This is a genomic window from Pseudomonas sp. IT-P100, assembly GCF_949767185.1.
Lineage (GTDB): Bacteria > Pseudomonadota > Gammaproteobacteria > Pseudomonadales > Pseudomonadaceae > Aquipseudomonas > Aquipseudomonas fluorescens_B.
Window position 1 is genome coordinate 1 of record NZ_CATKQK010000002.1, and the last position, 13835, is coordinate 13835.

General features: G+C 58.8%; 13 protein-coding genes. 3 read left to right on the plus strand and 10 right to left on the minus strand.

Going from position 1 to position 13835, the window contains the following annotated elements; all coding sequences use genetic code 11:
* Positions 1-30 precede the first annotated feature (30 nt).
* On the minus strand, positions 31-996 hold the full coding sequence (locus ACM6IQ_RS01055) for a GlxA family transcriptional regulator (protein WP_017341349.1): 966 nt from the start codon (positions 994-996) through the stop codon (positions 31-33).
* A 339-nt stretch (positions 997-1335) separates the two neighbouring features.
* On the opposite strand from ACM6IQ_RS01055, the gene ACM6IQ_RS01060 reads away from it, so the two are divergent.
* Positions 1336-1977 carry an HD domain-containing protein gene (locus ACM6IQ_RS01060; RefSeq protein ID WP_414877911.1) on the plus strand — a complete coding sequence of 214 codons (642 nt, stop codon included), beginning with the start codon at positions 1336-1338 and terminating at the stop codon, positions 1975-1977.
* Positions 1978-2058: 81 nt separating this feature from the next.
* Here the strand turns inward: ACM6IQ_RS01060 and ACM6IQ_RS01065 are convergent, their stop codons facing one another.
* The 8 genes from ACM6IQ_RS01065 to ACM6IQ_RS01100 all read right to left on the minus strand — a co-directional run bounded on the left by ACM6IQ_RS01065 (position 2059) and on the right by ACM6IQ_RS01100 (position 10849).
* Positions 2059-2952 (minus strand): ABC transporter permease subunit, encoded by an 894-nt coding sequence (locus ACM6IQ_RS01065; protein WP_052909675.1) that lies wholly within the window; start codon positions 2950-2952, stop codon positions 2059-2061.
* The gene (locus ACM6IQ_RS01070) at positions 2949-3869 is read right to left on the minus strand and encodes an ABC transporter permease subunit (RefSeq protein ID WP_150638051.1); all 921 of its coding nucleotides are present in this window, start codon (positions 3867-3869) and stop codon (positions 2949-2951) included. The genes ACM6IQ_RS01065 and ACM6IQ_RS01070 overlap by 4 nt, the downstream gene beginning before the upstream one ends.
* Positions 3866-5008, minus strand: coding sequence for an ABC transporter ATP-binding protein (locus ACM6IQ_RS01075; protein ID WP_017341353.1), 1143 nt, complete (start codon positions 5006-5008; stop codon positions 3866-3868). The genes ACM6IQ_RS01070 and ACM6IQ_RS01075 overlap by 4 nt, the downstream gene beginning before the upstream one ends.
* Before the next feature lie 73 nt (positions 5009-5081).
* Positions 5082-6179: a polyamine ABC transporter substrate-binding protein gene (locus ACM6IQ_RS01080; protein WP_414877912.1), complete on the minus strand. Its 1098-nt coding sequence runs from the start codon at positions 6177-6179 to the stop codon at positions 5082-5084.
* Between the two features lie 188 nt (positions 6180-6367).
* The gene (locus tag ACM6IQ_RS01085; protein WP_017341355.1) at positions 6368-7480 is read right to left on the minus strand and encodes a polyamine ABC transporter substrate-binding protein; all 1113 of its coding nucleotides are present in this window, start codon (positions 7478-7480) and stop codon (positions 6368-6370) included.
* A gap of 170 nt (positions 7481-7650) precedes the next feature.
* Positions 7651-9015: an aspartate aminotransferase family protein gene (locus ACM6IQ_RS01090; protein WP_414877913.1), complete on the minus strand. Its 1365-nt coding sequence runs from the start codon at positions 9013-9015 to the stop codon at positions 7651-7653.
* 58 nt (positions 9016-9073) lie between these two features.
* Positions 9074-10432 carry a glutamine synthetase family protein gene (locus ACM6IQ_RS01095; RefSeq protein WP_017341357.1) on the minus strand — a complete coding sequence of 453 codons (1359 nt, stop codon included), beginning with the start codon at positions 10430-10432 and terminating at the stop codon, positions 9074-9076.
* A 30-nt stretch (positions 10433-10462) separates the two neighbouring features.
* Complete coding sequence (locus ACM6IQ_RS01100) at positions 10463-10849, minus strand: glutamine amidotransferase (protein ID WP_414877914.1); 387 nt, start codon at positions 10847-10849, stop codon at positions 10463-10465.
* A gap of 278 nt (positions 10850-11127) precedes the next feature.
* Between ACM6IQ_RS01100 and ACM6IQ_RS01105 the strand changes: the two genes are divergently transcribed.
* Both ACM6IQ_RS01105 and ACM6IQ_RS01110 read left to right on the plus strand, forming a co-directional pair.
* Positions 11128-12504, plus strand: coding sequence for a glutamine synthetase family protein (locus ACM6IQ_RS01105; RefSeq protein ID WP_017341358.1), 1377 nt, complete (start codon positions 11128-11130; stop codon positions 12502-12504).
* A gap of 263 nt (positions 12505-12767) precedes the next feature.
* Positions 12768-13406 carry a TetR/AcrR family transcriptional regulator gene (locus ACM6IQ_RS01110; protein WP_017341359.1) on the plus strand — a complete coding sequence of 213 codons (639 nt, stop codon included), beginning with the start codon at positions 12768-12770 and terminating at the stop codon, positions 13404-13406.
* A gap of 187 nt (positions 13407-13593) precedes the next feature.
* Here the strand turns inward: ACM6IQ_RS01110 and ACM6IQ_RS01115 are convergent, their stop codons facing one another.
* Positions 13594-13809, minus strand: a complete 216-nt coding sequence (locus ACM6IQ_RS01115; RefSeq protein ID WP_003229256.1) for a TOBE domain-containing protein — start codon at positions 13807-13809, stop codon at positions 13594-13596.
* Between the last annotated feature and the right edge of the window lie 26 nt (positions 13810-13835).

Here is a 13835-nt window from a genome sequence, read left to right on the forward strand (position 1 = left end):
AGGCCGGCAAGAGCGACGCATATTCATGCCTCAAACCATTGCCGAAAAATTCAACCTGAACTGCTGCGGTGTCACGCCCAACCGGCGATTGAACACGCTGCGCATGTGCTGGGCATCACGAAATCCGCACTGGTAGGCCACGGTCTTCAGCGGCGCCGATGTGCTTTCCAGCATCACCCGCGCGGCATCCACCCTCGCCCGTTCGACAAATTCCGCCGGGGTGACTTTCGCCTCTTTGGCAAACACCCGGGAAAAGTTGCGCGCGCTCATGTTGGCCGCGTTGGCCAGGTCGGCAATGGTCAGATCGCCGGTCAGGTTGGCCAGTACGTAATGCTGAACCATCGCCACCGCCGACGTCGGTTCGGCGTGGGGTGTCAGGAATGGGCTGAACTGTGACTGTCCGCCCGAACGCTGGGTGAACACCACCAGCCGTTTGGCCACATTCAGTGCAACTTCCGGCCCGTGATCCCGGGCCAGCAGGTACAACGACAGATCGATTCCCGCGGTGACGCCGGCCGAGGTGTACAGCTCACCGTCCTGCACGTACAGGCGATCAGCCTCGACCTGAGTCGAAGGACACAACGCAGCGAGCGCCGCGGCATCGCCCCAATGAGTCGTCACCGTTCGCCCCTCGAGCAACCCGGCGCGGGCGAGCATGAACGCGCCGTTGCAGATCGAGCCGAAACGTTGCGCCAGTGCGCTGGCATCCCGCAGCCAGGCATCGAAGGCTGCGCCGAAATCCATGAAGGGCAACTGCGGTCCTCCGGCCACCAGCAACAAGTCGTACGCCTCCAGCGCCTCGCTGAAATGCCGATGGGCGTTGAGCGACAAACCGTTGGAACACGGCATCATCCCGCGCTCGACGCCAATCACCTCCAGCCGATAGTGATCCTCCGGCGCCAGGAAACGATTGGCCTCGGAAAACACATCCATGGGACCGGTGACGTCCAGGGACTGGACGCCAGCGAAGACCACGATGGCAACGGTTTTACTCATGGTTCAAAACGCCTCTAAGGATCACGTATGCCTGTGGCGAGGGAGCTTGCTCCCGCTCGACTGCGCAGCCGTCGCAAAACCATCGGATGCGGTGTGCCTGACGGAATTCGGTTGCAGTTATTGGGGTCGCTTCGCGGCCCGGCGGGAACAAGCTCCCTCGCCACAAATAGCTTCCTCGCTGCGACTCACCGTAGCCAATCCACGCCCAACAAGCGAGGCTGGCGCGATATGCATGCTCATTGGCAAGGATCGCAGCCATGGATCGATTGTCCGGTCTTGGTGGCCGGAACAGACTTGTCCCATCAGCGCCGCCACGGCGTTCGCCACGAGGACACCACCATGAGCAACACCATCGCCGGTATCAAAATCCCTGACAGCGCGTTGGCCCGAGCCACCACGGAATACATTCGCGACGTCGAATCCGACCTGCTTTACCACCACTCGCGCCGGGTGTTTCTGTTCGGCGCGCTCAGCGGTGAACGCAAGCAACTGGCCTACAACCCCGAGCTGTTGTACGTCGGCGCCATGTTCCATGACCTGGGTCTGGTGGAAGGCCATCGCACGGACGACGAACGCTTCGAAGTCGATAGCGCCAACGCCGCCAAAGCGTTCCTCCAACCTTACGGACTGAGCGATGACGACCTCGAGCAAGTGTGGTTGTCGATCGCCCTGCACACCACACCGGGCGTGCCACAACATCTGCGTCCAAACGTGGCGCTGGTAACCGCGGGTGTTGAAATGGACGTGCTGGGTATCGACTATGCGGCGTTCCCCACCGTGCAGCGCGAAGCGGTGGTGCACGCGCATCCGCGGGGTGAAGGGTTCAAGGAGTGCATTCTTTGTGCGTTCGCCAACGGCTTCAAACACAAGCCGGATACCACGTTCGGTACGGTGAATGCGGACGTGCTGGTGGACAGCGAACCGGGCTTCAAGCCGATGAACTTCGTCGAGATCATCCGCAAGTCGCCTTGGGTTTCCTGAACTAAAAAATCAAAAGATCGCAGCGTGCGGCAGCTTCTACATGGGAATGTAGGAGCTGCCGCAGGCTGCGATCTTTTGCTGTTAAGCCGCTTCCGGCGCCTGTTGTGCGCGACGCACGTCCGGTTGCTTCCAGGAGTCGGCGGCGCTTTCTTCGATGGCCTGCTGAATCGCACGCTTGCGGGCTTCTTCGGCGCGACGGCTGAAGAACCAGACCAGGAAGGTCATCAGCGACACCGCCAGCAGAATCAGGCTGGCCACGGCGTTGATTTCAGGCTTCACACCCAGACGCACCGCCGAGAACACTTCCATCGGCAAGGTCGTCGACCCCGGCCCCGACACGAAGCTCGCCAGCACCAGGTCATCCAGCGACAGCGCAAACGACATCATGCCGCCCGCACCCAACGAAGGCGCGATCATCGGGATGGTAATCAGAAAGAACACCTTCCACGGCCGCGCGCCAAGGTCCATGGCCGCCTCTTCGATGGACAGGTCCAGCTCACGCAAGCGCGCCGACACCACCACCGCCACATACGCCGCACAGAACGTCGTGTGGGCGATCCAGATGGTGACGATGCCGCGTTCCTGTGGCCAACCGATCATCTGCGCCATGGCCACGAACAGCAGCAACAGCGACAGACCGGTGATCACTTCCGGCATCACCAACGGCGCGGTGACCAGGCCGCCGAACAGCGTGCGGCCCTTGAAGTGGGTGATCCGGGTCAGGACGAACGCCGCCAATGTACCCAGCGCCACCGCCGCAATCGCCGTGTAGCAGGCGATTTCCAGCGAGCGCACCACCGAGCCCATCAGTTGGGTGTTGTCCATCAGGCCGACATACCACTTGATCGACCAGCCGCCCCACACCGTCACCAGTTTCGAGGCGTTGAACGAGTAGATCACCAGGATCAGCATCGGCGCATAGATGAACAGCAAACCGGCGATCAGCATGAAACTCGAGAAACGGAAGCGCTTCATTCCTTGCCCTCCATTTCTTTGGCCTGGCTACGGTTGAACAGGATGATTGGCACAATCAGGATCGCCAGCATCACCACCGCCAGGGCAGAGGCCACCGGCCAGTCACGGTTGTTGAAGAATTCTTGCCACAGCACTTTACCGATCATCAGGGTTTCCGGACCGCCGAGCAGTTCCGGGATCACGAACTCACCCACCACCGGAATGAACACCAGCATGCAACCGGCGACGATGCCGTTCTTGGACAGCGGAATGGTGATCTTCCAGAAGCTGTTGAACGTACTTGAACCGAGGTCGGACGCCGCTTCCAGCAGACTGCTGTCGTGCTTCACCAGGTTGGCGTAGAGCGGCAGGATCATGAACGGCAGGTACGAATAAACCACGCCGATATACACGGCCAGGTTGGTGTTGAGAATCTGCAGCGGCTCGTCGATCCAGCCCATGGTCATCAGGAAACCGTTGAGCAGGCCGTTGTTGCTGAGGATGCCCATCCACGCATAAACGCGGATCAGGATCGCGGTCCAGGTCGGCATCATGATCAGCAGCACCAGCACCGTTTGCATCTCTTTACGGGCACTGGCAATGGCGTAGGCCATCGGATAACCGATCAGCAGGCAGAGGATGGTGCTGATCAGCGCCATCTTCAACGAACCGAGGTAGGCAGCGATGTACAACTCGTCGCCGGCCAGCATCGCGTAGTTGCCGAGGTTGAGTAGCACCTGCAGCTTCTGGTCAACGAAGTTGTAGATCTCGGTGTACGGCGGAATGGCCACGTCGGCTTCTGCAAAGCTGATCTTCAGGACAATGAAGAACGGCAGCATGAAGAACAGGAACAGCCAGATGAACGGAACCCCGATGACCAGCTGACGGCCACCGGGAATTATTCGATTGAGGCGGCGTTTGAATTTGCGCATGTTCATGAGCGAAGTACCACGCCGCTGTCGTCTTCCCAATACACGTAAACCTGGTCACCCCAGGTCGGGCGCTGACCGCGGCGCTCGGCGTTGGCGACAAACGACTGGACGATCTTGCCGCTCGGCAGTTCGACGTAGAACACCGAATGCCCGCCAAGGTAGGCGATGTCATGCACCTTGCCGCTGGACCAGTTGTATTCGCAGGTCGGCATGGTCGGGGTCACCAGCAGTTTCTCCGGACGGATCGCGTAGGTCACCGACTTGTCCTGCACCGAGGTGCTGATGCCGTGCCCCACGTAAATCTGCCGGTCCAGGTCCTTGCAGGTGATGATGGCGTGACCTTCGGCGTCATCGATCACTTCACCGTCAAAGATGTTGACGTTGCCGATGAACTCGCAGACCAGACGGCTGGTCGGGGTTTCGTAGATGTCGATCGGGCTGCCGATCTGGGCGATCCAGCCCAGGTGCATGATCGCGATGCGCTCGGCCATGGTCATGGCCTCTTCCTGGTCGTGGGTCACCATGACGCAGGTTACGCCGACGCGCTCGATGATCTCGACCAGTTCCAGCTGCATTTGCGAGCGCAGTTTCTTGTCCAGCGCACCCATCGGTTCGTCGAGCAGCAGCAACTTCGGTCGCTTGGCCAGCGAACGCGCCAGGGCCACACGCTGACGCTGGCCACCGGACAACTGATGCGGTTTGCGCTTGGCGTACTGCGTCATCTGAACCAGCTTGAGCATGTCCGCCACGCGAGCATCGACTTCAGCCGCCGGCAGCTTGTCCTGCTTGAGGCCGAAGGCGATGTTCTGCGCCACGGTCATGTGCGGGAACAAGGCGTAGGACTGGAACATCATGTTGATCGGCCGCTCGTACGGCGGCATGTCGGTGATGTCTACGCCATCGAGGAAAATGCGCCCCTCCGTGGGCCGCTCGAAACCTGCGAGCATGCGCAGCAACGTAGATTTGCCCGATCCCGAACCGCCGAGCAGGGCGAAAATCTCGCCTTTCTTGATTTCCAGGGACACGTCGTCCACGGCAATCGTCTCGTCGAACTTCTTCGTGACCCGGTCGATTTTGACCAGCACCTGTTTAGGTGACTGGTCGCCCTCGAGGGCTTTCTTATAGGCGCCGGAGGCAACTGCCATTTACGAAACTCCCAGAAAAAAAGAGTGCAGTTCGCTCAAGGTGAGCCAACCTTGGATAGTTTGAGCCTTGAAGCTATTTGCCCGACTTGACCTTGGTCCAGCTGCGGGTCATCAAACGTTGAATGTTTGGTGGCAGCTCGATCGACACGTAAGTCTTGTCGAGGACTGCCTGCGGTGGATAAACCGCTTCGTCGGTGCGAATGGACTGTTCCATCAGTGTGTCCGACCCCGGGTTAGGGTTGGCGTAGCCGACGTAATCACTGACCTGGGCGATCACCTCAGGTTTCAGCAAATAGTTGATGAACGCGTGCGCCTCTTTGACGTTGGCCGAGTCTTTTGGAATCGCCAGCATGTCGAACCACAGCGCGCCGCCTTCCTTCGGAATCGAGTAGGCGATGTTCACGCCTTTCTTCGCTTCCGCCGCGCGGTTGCGGGCCTGGAACATGTCGCCGGAGAAACCGATGGCGATACAGATGTCGCCGTTGGCCAGGTCCGCGATGTATTTGGAGGAGTGGAAGTAGGTCACGTAAGGCCGCACGGCCAGCAACTTGGCTTCCGCCTTCTTGTAATCTTCGGGGTTGGTGCTGTTGGCATTGAGGCCCATGTAATTGAGGACGGTGGGCATCATTTCATCGGCGGAGTCGAGGAACGCCACGCCGCAACTGTGCAGCTTCTTGATGTTCTCCGGCTCGAATACCGCCGCCCAGGAATCGATCTTGTCGACGCCCAGTACAGCCTTGATCTTGTCGACGTTGTAACCGATGCCGTTGGTGCCCCACAGGTACGGCACGGCGTACAGGTTGCCCGGATCGTTCTGCTCCAGACGCTTGAGCAACACAGGGTCGAGGTTCGAGTAGTTCGGTAACTTCGACTTGTCGAGTTTCTGGAACGCACCGGCCTTGATCTGCTTGCCAAGGAAGTGGTTGGACGGCACGACCACGTCATAACCGGTACGCCCGGCGAGCAACTTGCCTTCCAGGGTTTCGTTGGAGTCGAACACGTCATACACCGGCTTGATGCCGGTCTCTTTCTGGAAATCGGCCAGGGTGGTCTCGCCGATGTAATCCGACCAGTTATAAATATGCACAGTGCCGGCGGCCTGGGCGCTGACAGCGAATGTCAGCCCGACGCCGACCAGCAGGGCATTGCGCAGCAAAGAAGAAATAGGCAAGTGGAGGTCCTCTAAAATTAGTTGGGCCCAAGTTGCCCCGCGTTACATGACAGTCGTAGCTGCCCAGCAACAAAACCGGCGCGCAACTTACCCTCGAAAAACCGTTCCAGCAAAACTTTCTGTCATTTAATTACACCTGCTGCCGTCACCGCGCAGGCGACGACAACAGGTTGTTACCTCAAACCGGCTTATTTACCCGATTTGATCTTGGTCCAGCTGCGAGTCAGGATCCGCTGGGTCGCGGCCGGCAAGTCGGCGATCGCGTACAGCTTGGCCAGCACGTCCGCTGGCGGGTAGATGCCTGGATCATCGGTGATTTCTTTTTCGACCAATGGGGTGGCGGCCGCGTTACCGTTCGGGAAACGCACGGCGTTGGTGATTTCGGCCATGACTTCCGGCTTCTGCAGGAAGGTCATGAACTTGTAGGCGCCTTCGACGTTTTCGGCATCTTTAGGGATGGCGACCATGTCATAGAAACTGCCGGCACCTTCTTTCGGAATGTTGTAGCTGACTTTCACCTTGTCACCGGCTTCAGCCGCGCGGGACTTGGCCTGGTAGATGTCACCCGAATAACCCACGGCTACGCAGATGTTGCCGTTGGCCAGGTCAGAGATGTACTTGGACGAGTGGAAGTAGCCCACCGAAGGACGAATCTTCAGGAACAGTGCTTCGGCTTCGGCCAGTTGTTTTTTGTCCTGGCTGTCGGTTGGATAGCCCAGGTAGTGCAACGCCACCGGAATCATTTCGGTTGGCGAATCGAGGAAACTGATCCCGCACGATTTCAACTTCGCGGCGTTTTCAGGTTTGAACAGCAGGTCCCAGGAATTGGTTGGCGCATCGGCACCCAGCGCAGCCTTGACCTTCTCGGCGTTGAAGCCGATACCGATCGAACCCCACATGTACGGGAAGGCGTGCTCGTTGCCCGGGTCGCTCACCGATACCGCTTTGAGCAGGTCAGTGTTCAGGTTCTTCCAGTTAGGCAGCTTGGACTTGTCCAGCTTCTGGTAAACGCCGGCCTTGATCTGCTTGGCCAGGAAGTTGTTCGACGGTACGACGATGTCGTAGCCGGACTTGCCTGCCAGCAACTTGGCTTCCAGGGTTTCGTTACTGTCGAATACGTCGTAAACGACTTTGATGCCCGACTCGGCTTCGAACTTCTTGATGGTGTCCGGAGCGATGTAGTCGGACCAGTTATAGACGTGCAACACCTTGTCGTCCGCCTGAACCGCACCCGCCATTATGCCCATCAGGGACATGGCGAGGAGTGTCTTGCCAGCAAGCTTTTTTCCTAATGCCTTCATGCGTAATGCTCCAAATTTTTTCTTTTTTGAACCACTTTGTTCAGCGGCCGAAACCGGACAACTGGAACCGCGGCTAGTCTGGCAAGATCCGAGGCGGTCTTTCAAGGAAAGGCCACCCTTTGGAACTGCTCTGAGCGAAAGTTTCATGACTCCCGCTCAGAGCCTAGCACTTAGCCCTGCAACGCACTCAGGGTCAGGTCCAGGCACTTGCGGGCCTTGGTTACCAGTTCATCGATTTCAGCCTTGGTAATCACCAGTGGCGGAGCAATGATCATGGTGTCCCCCACGGCACGCATGATCAGGCCGTTGTCGAAGCAGAACGTACGGCAGATCATGCCGACGCCCTTGCCTTCGTAACGTTTGCGCGTGGCCTTGTCCTGAACCAGTTCGATGGCCCCCAACAGACCGACCCCTCGCACTTCCCCCACCAACGGGTGATCGTTCAGTTCCCGTAGACGCTTTTGCAAATAGGGTGCCGTTTCGGCATGAACGTGCTCGATAATTTTTTCTTCGCGCAGGATGCGGATGTTTTCCAGTGCTACCGCGGCCGCTACCGGGTGACCGGAGTAGGTGAAGCCGTGGTTGAAGTCCCCGCCTTCGTTGAGCACCGCCACCACTTCGTCACGCACGATCAGGCCACCCATCGGGATGTAACCGGATGTCAGGCCTTTGGCGATAGTCATCATGTCGGGCTTGAGGTCGTAGAAATCGGTACCGAACCACTCACCGGTGCGGCCGAAACCACAGATCACTTCGTCCGCCACGAACAGGATGTCGTACTTGTCGAGGATTTCCTTGATGCGCGGCCAGTAAGTGTCTGGCGGAATGATCACGCCGCCGGCACCCTGGATCGGCTCGGCAATAAAGGCACCGACGTTGTCCACGCCGATTTCCAGAATCTTCTCTTCCAGCTGGTTGGCCGCCCACACACCGAACTCTTCCGGTGTCATGTCGCCGCCTTCACCGAACCAGTACGGCTGGGCGATGTGGACGATGCCCGGGATCGGCAAGTCGCCCTGTTCGTGCATGTAGGTCATGCCACCCAGGCTCGCGCCGGCCACGGTGGAACCGTGATAACCGTTCTTGCGGCTGATGATGACTTTCTTCTTCGGCTGACCCTTGATCGCCCAGTAGTGGCGAACCATGCGCAGCATGGTGTCGTTGCCTTCGGAACCGGAACCGGTGAAGAACACGTGGTTCATGCCTTCAGGTGCGATGTCCGCGATGGCCTTGGCCAGCTCCAACACCGGCGGGTGAGCGGTCTGGAAGAACAGGTTGTAGTAAGGCAGCTCGCGCATTTGCTTGCTGGCGGCATCCGCCAGTTCATCGCGACCGTAGCCGATCGCTACGCACCACAGGCCGGCCATGCCGTCGAGGATCTTGTTGCCTTCACTGTCCCACAGATAAACGCCCTTGGCGTTGGTGATGATCCGCGGGCCTTTCTCTTTCAGCTGCTTGAAATCGCTGAACGGGGCCAGGTGGTGATCGTTGCTCAGAGTTTGCCATTCACGGGTTTGCGGGTTGTTGCTGGTCATGCGAATTCTCCTAAGATTCCAGTGAAGGGCGCCGCCAAGTGCAGCGGCGCCCGGCGCATCAGACGGCGAAGAGCAGGAATTCCCGCTCCCACGAACTGATCACGCGCTTGAAGTTTTCATGCTCGGCCCGCTTGACCGCGACGTAGCCAGTGATGAATTTCTTGCCCAGGTATTTCTCGATGGTCGCGCTGTTTTCCATGCGTTCCAGCGCGTCTTCGATGGTCAGTGGCAGGCGCAGGTTGCGGCGTTCATAGCCACGTCCTACCACCGGCGCACTCGGGTTCAGGCCTTCGACCATGCCGATGTAACCGCAGAGCAGGCTCGCGGCAATCGCCAGGTACGGGTTGGCGTCGGCGCCCGGCAGGCGGTTTTCCACACGACGGTTTTGTGGCCCGGCATCCGGAACCCGCAGGCCCACGGTGCGGTTCTCTTCGCCCCACTCCACGTTCACCGGTGCCGAGGTGTCCGGCAGGAAGCGGCGGAACGAGTTCACGTTGGGCGCGAACAGCGGCAACAGCTCGGGGATCAGTTTCTGCAGGCCACCGATGTGGTGCAGGAACAGTTGGCTCATGGTCCCGTCTTCATTGGAGAAGACGTTCTTGCCGGTTTCGATGTCGATGATGCTCTGGTGCAAGTGCATCGCGCTGCCCGGTTCGCCGGTCATGGGCTTGGCCATGAACGTGGCCGCCACATCGTGCTTCAGCGCCGCTTCGCGCATGGTGCGCTTGAAGATCAGGATCTGGTCGGCCAGGGACAGGGCATCGCCGTGACGGAAGTTGATTTCCATCTGCGCCGTGCCGTCCTCGTGGATCAGCGTGTCGAGGTCCAGTTCCTGCAGTTCGCACCAGTCGTAGACGTCTTCGAACAGCGGATCGAATTCGTTTGCCGCTTCAATCGAGAACGACTGACGACCGATTTCCGGGCGACCGGAACGGCCAATCGGCGGTTGCAACGGATAGTCCGGGTCGTCGCTGCGCTTGGTCAGGTAGAACTCCATCTCGGGCGCCACGATCGGCTGCCAGCCTTTGTCGGCATAGAGTTTCAACACTTTCTTGAGCACGTTGCGCGGCGACAGCTCGATCGGGTTGCCTTGCTTGTCGTAGGTGTCGTGAATCACCTGGGCGGTCGGCTCGATGGACCAAGGCACCAGGTAAACCGCGTTCTGATCGGGCCGGCAGATCATGTCGATGTCCGCCGGGTCGAGCAGTTCGTAATAGATGTCGTCTTCGACATAGTCGCCGGTCACGGTCTGCAACAGAACGCTCTCGGGCAGGCGCATGCCTTTTTCAGCAATGAACTTGTTGGTCGGCGAAATCTTGCCCCGGGTGATCCCGGTCAAGTCGGCGATCATGCATTCGACTTCTGTGATCTTGTGGTCTTTCAACCAATCGGTGAGCTGGTCGAGGTTGTTACTCATAAATGCCTCTTAGGCTGAGTTTCCTGACTCTTATAAGTCAGGCGTTGTTTGACGCGTGGGCGTCGCTTGGTACAGATTGCCATTGCAATTGCCGCGCACAACTACCCACTCGGGTAATGGCAGGGTGAGCAAGAGAAGATCAGGGCGTGCAGAATCATGAGCAGCGGCCGACACGTTGCACGGGCTGCCAAGGTAAAACGGTTCTATATTGGAAGGACAACTCGTAAAGAGAATGTCGTGCTGACCGTCCAGAATATCGGACGGAGCCAGCCGGTTCGCCGGGGAAAGAGAAGTCGACGACACGCCTTGGGCAACACGGGCCCTGGCGTGGACGTAACGATCGCCACTGATGTGATAAGCATGCAGACCGATCTGCCTGGAGCAGATGGTGACGCCGATTAACGGCAGGCGAGACATGAAGCACCCCGGTATTATTGCTGTTATGGGTTTGAATCGAGCTTAGCCTTGTTCATTTTTTTACACAACACCCCCGTAAAAAATACAACACGGCCCGCTCAAGCCCGCGGCCGGTAAAGCGCTCAAAGGCATAAAAACGCCCCAAAGTGCCTCAAAAAAGCCTCATGGGCGCTTTTTTAGGGCAAAAAAGGCCTCGCTTGACTTCGGCATGCCGTTCGGGTTGACTGAAACCCGAAGAGATCAATGATTGATATTTTTAACAACAAAGGTGTTGCATCATGTCGGTACCCCCGCGTGCCGTTCAGCTTAACGAAGCGAACGCGTTCCTTAAGGAACATCCTGAGGTTCTGTACGTTGACCTTCTGATTGCGGATATGAATGGTGTGGTGCGCGGCAAGCGCATTGAACGCACCAGTCTCCACAAGGTTTACGAGAAAGGCATCAACCTGCCGGCCTCTCTATTTGCTCTGGATATCAATGGCTCGACGGTGGAAAGCACCGGCCTGGGCCTGGACATCGGCGATGCTGACCGAATCTGCTATCCAATCCCTGACACCCTGTGCAATGAGCCCTGGCAGAAGCGCCCGACCGCGCAACTGTTGATGACCATGCACGAACTCGAAGGTGACCCTTTCTTCGCCGATCCTCGCGAAGTCCTGCGTCAGGTCGTGACCAAGTTCGACGAGATGGGCCTGACCATCTGCGCCGCCTTTGAGCTTGAGTTCTACCTGATCGACCAGGAAAACGTGAACGGTCGTCCGCAACCTCCACGTTCGCCCATTTCCGGCAAACGCCCGCATTCGACTCAGGTGTACCTGATCGACGACCTCGACGAATACGTCGACTGCCTCCAGGACATTCTGGAAGGTGCGAAAGAGCAAGGCATCCCTGCCGACGCGATCGTCAAGGAAAGTGCCCCGGCGCAGTTCGAAGTGAACCTGCACCACGTGGCCGACCCGATCAAGGCCTGCGACTACGCGGTCCTGCTCAAGCGACTGATCAAGAACATCGCCTACGACCATGAGATGGACACCACCTTCATGGCCAAGCCTTACCCGGGCCAGGCGGGCAACGGTCTGCATGTACACATTTCGATTCTTGATAAAGATGGCAAAAACATTTTTGCCAGCGAGGATCCCGAGCAGAACGCCGCACTGCGTCACGCGATCGGCGGTGTGCTCGAGACCCTGCCGGCGCAGATGGCTTTCCTCTGCCCGAACGTCAACTCCTACCGTCGTTTCGGCGCACAGTTCTACGTGCCGAACTCGCCGTGCTGGGGCCTGGACAACCGCACCGTAGCGATCCGCGTGCCGACCGGTTCTTCCGATGCCGTGCGCATCGAGCACCGTGTAGCCGGCGCCGACGCCAACCCGTATCTGTTGATGGCTTCGGTCCTGGCAGGCGTGCACCACGGCCTGACCAACAAGATCGAGCCGGGCGCACCCGTGGAAGGCAACTCCTACGAGCAGAACGAGCAAAGCCTGCCGAACAACCTGCGCGATGCGTTGCGCGAGCTGGACGACAGCGAAGTCATGGCCAAGTACATCGATCCGAAGTACATCGATATCTTCGTGGCCTGCAAGGAAAGTGAGCTGGAGGAGTTCGAACACTCCATCTCCGACCTTGAGTACAACTGGTATCTGCATACCGTTTAAGCGGTTGCAGTAAAAACAACGCCGCCGGCTATTGAAGCCTGCGGCGTTTTTTTATGGCCAACATCAAACCTGTGGCGAGGGAGCTTGCTCCCGCTGGGTTGCGAAGCGGCCCCAAAACAGTCAATGAGGTGTGTCTGACAGAACCGTATCGCTGTTACAGGGAGTCCTTCGGCCTCCAACGGGAGCAAGCTCCCTCGCCACAGGGGATATGGAACATCTGCCCGCTCTGCGTACAATGCCCGCTGCCCCGCAGGAGGACTCCAATGACGCGCACCGCCACCATTCGCAAACCCCGCGCCCGCAGCCAGGCCCGGATCGATTCGATACTCGATGCCGCCCGCACGCTGCTGGCTGCCGAAGGTGTGGCCAGCCTGTCGATCTACAGTGTCGCCGAACGCGCGGAGATCCCGCCCTCCTCCGTCTACCACTTTTTCGCCAGTGTCCCGGCCCTGCTCGAAGCGCTGACCGCCGACGTCCACGCCGCTTTCCGCGCCTGCCTGCAAGCGCCCATCGACCACGGCGCCCTCGACGGCTGGCGCGACCTGTCGCGGCTGGTGGAACAACGGATGCTCGCGATCTACGACGAGGACGCCGCCGCCCGCCAGTTGATCCTCGCCCAGCATGGCCTGACCGAAGTCACCCAGGCTGACCGTCAGCACGACATCGAATTGGGCGACCTGATGCACAAGCTGTTCGATCATCACTTCGAACTGCCGACGCTGCCGACAGACGTTGATGTGTTTGCGCTGGCCATGGAATTGGGGGATCGGGTGTATGCACGCTCGGTGCAACAGCATGGGCAGATTACGCCGCGCATGGCCGAGGAAGGGATGCGGGTGTTTGATGCATATCTGGGGTTGTATTTACCGCCGTATCTGCCGAAGCGCGCCGTTTCAGCCTGATCTCTATGGCGGCTGCGACGGCCTCATCGCGAGCAGGCTCGCACAGCGAACACAGCATTTGTGGACCACAACAATCCCTGTGGGAGCGAGCCTGCTCGCGATGGCAGCACCGCCGAACTCGCTGATTCTCATCCATGAAAAACCCCGAAGGGCTCACACCCTCCGGGGTGGCTCGAAATGCACACGATCACAACTTGGCGATCGACACCTCGGTGGATTTCACAAATGCAATCACTTCGCTCCCGACCACCAATTCCAGCTCCTTGACCGAACGGGTGGTGATCACCGAAGTGACAATGCCGGAAGCGGTCTGCACGTCGATTTCCGACAGCACGTCACCCAGGACGATTTCCTTGATCGAGCCTTTGAACTGGTTACGAACGTTGATGGCCTTGATAGTCATGATGTTGATTCCTGTCGTTGGATGAG

Bases quoted from the DNA above. Each gene is read 5' to 3' on its own strand.
- ACM6IQ_RS01055 (WP_017341349.1), bottom strand. From the start codon at position 996: ATGAGTAAAACCGTTGCCATCGTGGTCTTCGCTGGCGTCCAGTCCCTG.
- ACM6IQ_RS01060 (WP_414877911.1), top strand. From the start codon at position 1,336: ATGAGCAACACCATCGCCGGTATCAAAATCCCTGACAGCGCGTTGGCC.
- ACM6IQ_RS01065 (WP_052909675.1), bottom strand. From the start codon at position 2,952: ATGAAGCGCTTCCGTTTCTCGAGTTTCATGCTGATCGCCGGTTTGCTG.
- ACM6IQ_RS01070 (WP_150638051.1), bottom strand. From the start codon at position 3,869: ATGAACATGCGCAAATTCAAACGCCGCCTCAATCGAATAATTCCCGGT.
- ACM6IQ_RS01075 (WP_017341353.1), bottom strand. From the start codon at position 5,008: ATGGCAGTTGCCTCCGGCGCCTATAAGAAAGCCCTCGAGGGCGACCAG.
- ACM6IQ_RS01085 (WP_017341355.1), bottom strand. From the start codon at position 7,480: ATGAAGGCATTAGGAAAAAAGCTTGCTGGCAAGACACTCCTCGCCATG.
- ACM6IQ_RS01090 (WP_414877913.1), bottom strand. From the start codon at position 9,015: ATGACCAGCAACAACCCGCAAACCCGTGAATGGCAAACTCTGAGCAAC.
- ACM6IQ_RS01095 (WP_017341357.1), bottom strand. From the start codon at position 10,432: ATGAGTAACAACCTCGACCAGCTCACCGATTGGTTGAAAGACCACAAG.
- ACM6IQ_RS01100 (WP_414877914.1), bottom strand. From the start codon at position 10,849: ATGTCTCGCCTGCCGTTAATCGGCGTCACCATCTGCTCCAGGCAGATC.
- ACM6IQ_RS01105 (WP_017341358.1), top strand. From the start codon at position 11,128: ATGTCGGTACCCCCGCGTGCCGTTCAGCTTAACGAAGCGAACGCGTTC.
- ACM6IQ_RS01110 (WP_017341359.1), top strand. From the start codon at position 12,768: ATGACGCGCACCGCCACCATTCGCAAACCCCGCGCCCGCAGCCAGGCC.
- ACM6IQ_RS01115 (WP_003229256.1), bottom strand. From the start codon at position 13,809: ATGACTATCAAGGCCATCAACGTTCGTAACCAGTTCAAAGGCTCGATC.